This is a genomic window from Desulfofalx alkaliphila DSM 12257 (assembly GCF_000711975.1).
Taxonomy (GTDB): Bacteria; Bacillota; Desulfotomaculia; order Desulfotomaculales; family Desulfohalotomaculaceae; genus Desulfofalx; species Desulfofalx alkaliphila.
Genome location: NZ_JONT01000038.1, coordinates 1 through 8066 on the forward strand (window position 1 = coordinate 1; position 8066 = coordinate 8066).

At 36.9% G+C, this 8066-nt stretch carries 10 protein-coding genes; 9 read left to right on the forward strand and 1 reads right to left on the reverse strand.

The genetic code is table 11. From position 1 onward, the window contains the following. The 9 genes from BR02_RS0112265 to BR02_RS0112300 form a co-directional block, all read left to right on the forward strand. The coding region (locus tag BR02_RS0112265; RefSeq protein ID WP_031517526.1) for an IS3 family transposase at window positions 1-268 on the forward strand (268 nt) is incomplete at its 5' end. A gap of 17 nt (window positions 269-285) precedes the next feature. After that, the gene (locus BR02_RS0112270; protein ID WP_031517528.1) at window positions 286-627 is read left to right on the forward strand and encodes a four helix bundle protein; all 342 of its coding nucleotides are present in this window, start codon (window positions 286-288) and stop codon (window positions 625-627) included. Window positions 628-1228: 601 nt separating this feature from the next. Beyond that, a complete protein-coding gene (locus tag BR02_RS0112275) occupies window positions 1229-1441 on the forward strand; it encodes a hypothetical protein (RefSeq protein ID WP_031517530.1) in 213 nt (70 codons plus the stop codon). Between the two features lie 266 nt (window positions 1442-1707). Continuing rightward, window positions 1708-2559, forward strand: coding sequence for a tyrosine-type recombinase/integrase (locus tag BR02_RS0112280; protein WP_031517532.1), 852 nt, complete (start codon window positions 1708-1710; stop codon window positions 2557-2559). Window positions 2560-2584: 25 nt separating this feature from the next. Continuing rightward, window positions 2585-3436: a heteromeric transposase endonuclease subunit TnsA gene (locus BR02_RS0112285; RefSeq protein WP_031517534.1), complete on the forward strand. Its 852-nt coding sequence runs from the start codon at window positions 2585-2587 to the stop codon at window positions 3434-3436. 19 nt (window positions 3437-3455) lie between these two features. After that, window positions 3456-4586, forward strand: coding sequence for a hypothetical protein (locus BR02_RS15795; protein ID WP_207641035.1), 1131 nt, complete (start codon window positions 3456-3458; stop codon window positions 4584-4586). Further along, complete coding sequence (locus tag BR02_RS15800) at window positions 4576-5589, forward strand: Mu transposase C-terminal domain-containing protein (protein WP_207641036.1); 1014 nt, start codon at window positions 4576-4578, stop codon at window positions 5587-5589. Before BR02_RS15795 ends, BR02_RS15800 begins: the two co-directional genes overlap by 11 nt. Next, the gene (locus tag BR02_RS0112295; RefSeq protein ID WP_031517536.1) at window positions 5573-7222 is read left to right on the forward strand and encodes an ATP-binding protein; all 1650 of its coding nucleotides are present in this window, start codon (window positions 5573-5575) and stop codon (window positions 7220-7222) included. The genes BR02_RS15800 and BR02_RS0112295 overlap by 17 nt, the downstream gene beginning before the upstream one ends. A gap of 5 nt (window positions 7223-7227) precedes the next feature. After that, a complete protein-coding gene (locus BR02_RS0112300) occupies window positions 7228-7737 on the forward strand; it encodes a TniQ family protein (RefSeq protein WP_238442473.1) in 510 nt (169 codons plus the stop codon). A 56-nt stretch (window positions 7738-7793) separates the two neighbouring features. Here the strand turns inward: BR02_RS0112300 and BR02_RS15190 are convergent. Beyond that, window positions 7794-8066, reverse strand: a 273-nt coding sequence (locus tag BR02_RS15190; RefSeq protein WP_169738619.1) for an ATP-binding protein, incomplete at its 5' end; no start/stop codon positions are given.

Here is an 8066-nt window from a genome sequence, read left to right on the forward strand (position 1 = left end):
AGCTTTTCGAGCTCTACTTGAAGAGCACCAAATCCGTCAAAGCATGAGTCGCAAGGGCAATCCCTATGATAATGCACCAGCAGAGAACTTCTTCAGCTGCTTAAAGTGTGAATGTACTAACTTCCTGCATTTTAGAACCAGAAGAGACGCTAAACAAACGATTTTCGAGTACATTGAGATCTACTACAATAGGCAAAGACGACATGCCGCATTAGGGTGGATTAGCCCGCTGAAATACAAGCATCAACTGGCCGCTATGGCGGCTTAAAATGAACTAGCTAGCAAATGAAAGAAAATCTAAGCTACGTACACGCAATGGTGTCCAGAAAACTGAGAATGGCTCAATTCCCTGATTATGAGAAGTTTGCTATGGTGAGTCAACTCATACGAGCTGCTACCAGCATCCCAGCAAACATAGCAGAAGGAAATTCGCAGTGTTTTATTAAGAGGGAGTTTTCATTCCTAAATATAGCGCTCGGTTCGGCTTCGGAACTACGTTGCTGGATTGAGCTTGCACATAGACAGTCATACATCAATAAGGAAATTTTTGATAAATTGGAGGAACAGATAAAGGAAGTTATACGGTTGATAATAGGGTGTATGAAGAAGTTGAAACGGGAAATGTAATTTTGTGGTGGGGATTAGAACTAAGGGGCGGGTTATAAGGATAATTTAAACAAAATTTATTGTGGGAGCCAATCTGGTTCCCTTAGTACATACTAAATTGTTTAATTAGTGCTTAATCTTGGTCACTTATTTACTATTTTAAATTATTAAAATATAAACAATAGGCAAATACAAGAATGCAAGCGACTATATGGTAAATGTTTACAATTAAACAATGATATGATATTATGTTTAGTAAATAGCTAAATAACTTTAAATGCAACTGGAGGTGTATTAAATATTTATTATTTAGTTAACTTTGACGGCGGTTATGTATCAATATTAGAGACATCTAACATCGACGAAAGGCTGGTGAGTGCTTACCAAATCTTAAATGGATGTGACAAAGATAAATATATAGTCTTTGAAGGAACTAATTGTATTCTGCCCGATTACATGCAGGATATGACGTTTCTTTCGCTATCTGATTTCATAGAGAATTGTAGAAACTTAAGAAATACAAATAATGAACTATTTGACTACGATGAGGAAAAGCTTTTAGTCTTAGAAGAATATTTATAACATACCCAGGAGAACTATGTTATTTAGGGAGTGTTTATAAATGGGATACAATGATATATTTGATGAGAATGAGAGATGTTTTCTATACGAAGAAGAAATTTACTTTGAGGCGGAACGGGCGAGGGAAAGAATGATTAGGGCAAGGGAATCAATTTTTTCTCCACAGGATAGATTTATTTCAGAGGAAGAAATTGAACAAATGAGGTTACAATACCTTAAGCTTTATAATGGAATACCTGATGACGACTTTTAGGAAAGTGCCATTGTTATGCAAATAACTTGGTGCTTTTTGTATTTTAAGATACTGTTTTTTAAAACAAAAAAACAGATTAGGTTTAATATTTTAGTATGTTACTGTATGTGTTTATGAAAGTTGCCATTACAATAAACCGCTACGACATAATATCATTTATGTTGTAGTCAGTTTACCAAATTGGAAGGTTTGACATGTGTTTTGCAACATAATTTAGCAGTTAAAATGGTTTTATGTGTGCAACATAATTTAGGAGTGGTACCAAGGTGATTACAGATTTTAAGAACTACCTGTTAGTTGAAGATAAGAGCAACAATACAATTTTAAGTTACCTAACACACGTGCAGGAATACTTGGCCTGGTTTAAACAATCTTATGGAATAGAATTTACGAAACTATACCGTGAAAACGTTTTGGAATTTAAAAGCTATCTTCTTAATATCAAAAAGTTTAAGGGAAAGGGGCTTAGTGCCACAACAATAAATGCCAAACTAAATGCCATGATCAAATTTAACAAGTTTTTAGTTACTTCCAATTACCAGAGCAATATCTGTATTTCTAAAGAGGACCTGATAAAGGTGCAAAAGGAAATTGCCAACCCTGCTGATATCACCAAACTCGAGGTAGAGGGTTTCCGACAAGCTATTCTGGAAGCTGGGGATAGGCGGTTATTTGCAATAGTGACGTTGCTGGCATACAGTGGGCTTCGTATTTCAGAGGCCTTGAATATAGGCTTAGAAGATTTTAATCTGCATACAAAGGAGCTTATTATCAGAAAAGGCAAAGGACAGAAACAAAGAATTGTTTACTTGAACTCAAAAATTGTCACTGCTATCAAAGAATATTTAAAGGTTCGACATAGTGATAGCCAATATTTATTTGTCTCAAGACAGAGTGGGCGGGTTGATAGAACTGTAATTAATAAGGCTTTCAAGAAGTTTAATGATAAAATTACTCCCCACAAATTAAGACACTTCTATTGTTCAAATGCAATCGCATCTGGATTATTTGGCATTCATGAGGTAGCAAATCAAGCGGGCCACACTAACATTCAAACGACTATGATATATACCAATCCCAATAAGGAAGAAATGAAACGAAAGGCGGATTTACTATAGCTTTAGTGTAGGCGGGGTGACTAAATTGGCAAAACGTAAACTTGAATGGAATGATAATAAGCTTGAAAAATTTATTAAAGAGGGAAGAGGTCAGGGGAGAGGGAGTGAATACAAGCCGTGGCTAACAATTCAGGACTTCCCATCCTTGGGAAGGGTTTCAAGGTTGGTTGGATGGAAGACTAAACGTGTTCACCACTTCTTTTCTGATATTCAAACCAGATATTTCTATATCCTTGACTGGGCCGATTCTGTAATTGATATTAGAGAACATTACCCACTACTGGATATAGGAAATGAAATAGCCGATATAGATGACCCATTATTAAAAAGATTTATTGACAGAAAAAGCGGAACCCCACAAGTAATAACCACTACTTTCTTAATTACTATAAAAGATAAAACAGGTAGAGAAGTGCAGGTTGCGAGGAGTGTTAAGTCTGCTTCGGAGTTAGGCAGGGCAAGGACCTTAGATAAGTTTGAGGCAGAAAGAAGGTACTGGAAATCAAGAAATATAGATTGGGGTATTGTTACTAATAGAGAGATACCAAATACTTTAGCAAAAAACATTGAGTGGGTGCATACAGCTATAAGGCTTGAAGATATAGGGTTAACGCATCAGGAAGGGCACTATTACTCAAATATCTTAAAAGAGCGTTTATTTGATTGCCCACAGCCTATTCGTAAGATTACCAGTTACTTTGATAAAGAATTTAACTTGGAGCCTGGTACAGGGTTATATATATTTAAGCATTTAGTCGCAACTAAACAGATAGAGATAAATGTGAATGAAAAGATAGACTTGGATATGTTGGCTAAGGACAGTATTAAAATTGATTTATTAAGGGGTAACAATAGCTATGTCTCTATCGGTCAATGAGTTAATCAGGTGGAAACCTGTGAAAGTTAGTCAAGAGGGCATAATTGAAAGAATTCTGTGGATAAGTGAGGATAATGCCATTGCTTATCTAATAAACCCATACTCTAACAAATGCAACCCCTGCCAACGAAAGGTCAAAGATATTATAGTGGCTATTGCAAGTGGTGTAGCAGAAAAGCTATCACACGACCCATTCATGAGAATTGTAAAAGAAAATGATATAAAGGAATCCCATAGAAAGATTCGGGATAAGTCGTGGCAAGTAATATCCGAGATTGTAAATAATGAGCCATACATTTACCAACGAAACTATAGAAGGAATTTGATAAAAAGTTGTGTTGTTAGATTTGGTATCAGTGAAAGATCTATTTATACATACCTAAAGCGATATTGGCAGAGAGGGAAACATAAAAATGCTTTATTGCCCGACTATCATAATTGTGGACGTAGGGGCAGTATCAGGGGAGCATATACTAAGAAAAGGGGCCGCCCCAGAAAGTATATTTGGATCTCTGGTGAAGGGGTTAATGTTAATGAAGAAACTCGGCTGATTTTTAAGATGGCTATTGAAAGATTCTATTATAACAGTAAAAAAAATTCATTAATGACAGCCTACGAGCTAATGAGAAAAGAATTTTATTCTGACAGCCGAAGAATTGAAAATGGGGTTGAAAAAGTAAATCTTAAACCAATCGGTGAAGTTCCTACCTTTGCCCAATTTAGATATTGGTTTCATAAAGAAAGGAACTTTAAAAAAGAAATATCAGCCAGACTTAGTGCAAAACGTTTTCAGCAAAATCATAGAGGAATTTTGGGTGATTCAACAACAGAGGCAATAGGGCCTGGCTCGCTGTACCAAATAGACGCTACTGTTGCGGATGTTTATCTTGTATCCCGCTTTAATAGAAGTTGGATTATAGGCAGACCAATTATCTATGCAGTTATAGATGTATTCTCAAGGATGGTCACTGGTATTTATATTGGCTTAGAAGGTCCTTCGTGGGTAGGTGCAATGATGGCTATAGCTAATTCAGCGACAGATAAGGTTAAATTTTGTAGAGAATACGAAATAGATATTAGTACAGAGGACTGGCCTGTTCACTATATACCCGAAGCTATTATTGCCGACAGAGGGGGAAGTGGAAGGTAAGACTGTTGAAACCTTTATTAACTCATTACACGTTAAAATACAAAATACTCCTTCTTATAGGGCAGATTGGAAGGGGATTGTTGAGCAATACTTTAGAACGGTGAACTTGCAAATAAAACCTTTTCTGCCAGGCATTATAAATTCAGACATAAAGGAGAGGGGCGGAAAAGACTATCGCCTTGACGCTAAGATAGACATTTATCAGTTTACAAGAATTATTATAAGGTGCGTACTGCATCACAATAATCAACATTGGCTAAGGAATTATAATCGTGAAGAAACTATGATTTCTGATGAAGTACCCTGTATCCCCAGGGAGATTTGGAAGTGGGGTATTGAGAACAGGGCAGGCAGACTCCGCACTTTCCCAGAGGATATTGTGAAGCTTAACCTTATGCCTGCTGATAAGGCAACTGTGACTGCAAGGGGAATACGGTTTAAACAATTGCTATATAGCTCTGAGACTGCTCTGAGGGAAAGGTGGTTTGAAACAGCCAGAAATCAAGGCAGTTGGAAGGTAGACATATCTTATGATTTAAGAAACATAAATTACATCTACCTAAGAGCGAATGATGGCAAATCCTTTGAAAAATGTTATCTATTGGAGCACCAAACTAAATACATGGGTAAAACTCTTGAAGAAATAACATATCTTTTTGAACAAGAAAAGATAGAACTTGAAAAACAGGTGGAAGCTGAACTTCAATCAAAAGTAGACCTAATGGCAGAGATTGAGGCAATTATAAAAGAGGTGGAAGAAAACAATATTTCCTCCAGCACGCAAAGTAAATCGGGACGGCTTAGGGGTATTAAAGTCAATCGTCAAATAGAAAAGGCTATGAATAGGGTAGAGGAAGCCTTTGAGCTTGATAAATGCGAATCAAATAAAAGCTCAATAGTTATTCCTATCCAGAAAAATCCAAATAATAGTGTAGAGTACCCCGATGATATAGAATTGTTTAGAAAAAAACAGCGGGAGCGATTAAATGATAGAAGTGAATAAAGTTCTTATACCCAATGGCGTTGAGGCAGTAGTTGCCCAATATACTAAACAACTAATAAAAGAGTATCAAGGCAATCCTCTTATTGAAGTACTACCACCTATATACTCCAAAGAACAGGTAATTGAAAAGCTTGCAGTATATCCCCCTTATAATAAGGAAGAAAGAGGATTAGAACCCCAATATCGCTTTCACTTAATACAAAGGCTTTTTCAATATTTTCAGCCACTAAATATTCACATTGATCTTGAGGGGAGACTTTCGAGATTAATTCGCCAGGGTTACATGGCCAGAAACCCGTTTAAAACTGCTTACGCTGATAGCTTACAAAAAGGCTATCAAATGATAAGAAATGGAAATATGGAAATAAGCTGTAATAGCTCTTTTAGGACAACTGCTTCTGGATTAACAATTATAGGGGTTTCGGGTATGGGCAAAACCACTGCCATAAATAGAATATTATCCACATTACCCCAAGTTATTGTTCATTCTGAATATAAAGGAATGAACTTTTCTTTATACCAAGTTGTGTGGTTAAAACTTGATTGCCCATTTGATGGCTCAATAAAGGGCCTTTGCATTGACCTTTTTACAAAGGTTGACGAACTCTTAGGTACAAACTACTATCAAAAATTCGGTAGTGGTAGACAATCAATAAGTTCAATGTTACCCCGTATAGCCCAAATTGCAAGGGTTTACAGCATTGGTGCGTTGATAGTGGACGAAATACAGCATTTAAGTTTAGCTAAAAGCGGTGGGTCGGAAAAAATGTTAAATTTCTTTGTTACGCAGGTTAACACCATAGGCATTCCTGTTGTTTTGGTCGGAACCCCAAAGGCTATGTCGGTTCTTCAATCGGAATTTAGACAAGCAAGAAGAGGAAGCGGGCAAGGGGATATGTATTGGGATCGAATGGAGAAGAATGTAAATTGGGATTTATTGTTGGAAGGCATGTGGGATTACCAGTGGACCAAAAGTGAGTCGCCCTTAACCGTAGAACTTAGAGATACATTATATGAAGAAAGTCAGGGAATAACGGATATTGCAATTAAGTTATATGCAATGGCACAAATGAGGGCTATTGCCACTGGGAGAGAAACTATCACTCCGAAGATAATAAGCCAGGTGGCGAAGGATAGCTTACGACTGGTACAACCAATGCTGAACGCCTTAAAATCAGGTAATATTAATAAGATAAGTGAGTATGAAGATATTCGCCCTGTAGACATTGACGGGTACATAGATGAACAGCTGTCTCAGGTGAGCCTTAATGATAAAATTAAAAAACTTCAGCAACAAAGCAAGCAAAAACAACAAGAAAAGAAGCAGGAAGTTAAGGATGAAGCAATAGGTATTAGACCTAATAAAGCAAAAAAATATGTTGAGCAGTTAACTAAAAACAATACTGGTCAAACAACCGTTCAAGACATGGTAAATAAGGCGTACAAGCTATCAATTAAAGAAGAAATGGGGCATAAAGAAAAAACAGTTGCGCAAGCGGCTTTGGGAGAGGATGCCAATGATATACGAAATATTATTGCAACAGGGCAAAAGGAGCAACTCTCTGTATATGAGGCTTTGAAAAATAATGGGCTTATAAAGGACCCTTTGGAAGAATTTTTGAAGATAGGGTGATAAAAGTGTTAAGTTTTTTCCCTACTCCTTATGAGGACGAGTTATTGTATAGCGTTTTAGCCAGATATCATGTTAGAAGCGGGAACACCAGCTCCAAAACGACCATGAAAGAGTTATTTGGCTCCAGTTCCATAACTGCTGTGGTGGAGCTACCAGCAAATATAGATAAGCTTATTGAACGAATGCCTGTTAATTCAAAATATACCGCAGAAGGTTTAATTTTTAACCATACTATGTATCCTTACTACACGGCTTTTTTACCCCCAGAAAGAGCAAAAAAAGTATTAGAGTCTATGAAAAATAATAATGCCACTGGTATTTATGGGCTAACAGGAATAATGGCCAGTAGTTTACCATTAAACGAATACATTCGATTTTGTTCTAACTGTCTAAGAGAAGACAAAATTAAATATGGCGAACTGTATTGGCATAGATTACATCAATTGCCTTGTGTTAATGTATGTGAAAAACACCAAACCCCTCTTCAATGTGTTTGGCAAGTAGAAAATTCATAGTTTGGCAGTTAAGATGTGCATAGCATCCGTATTTAGTTAATTAATGATTCTGCCTGCTAACTATCGATCATTTCCCCATTACCCCTAGCCAAGATAGCCTCCCGATAGCGATAGCTGGGACCGGTAAAGCCTAATATGTGGGCGTGACGGACTAATCTATCAATCAGAGCAGCTGTTAGCCGGTCATCCCGGAAGATATCATTCCAGCGGCCGAACTCAAGATTTGATGTTATAATAACGCTTTGCTGCTCGTAACTGTTTGATATGACGTTAAATAGTAACTGTGATGATAATTTATCAAAGGGAATGTACCCCACTTCATCTAGGAT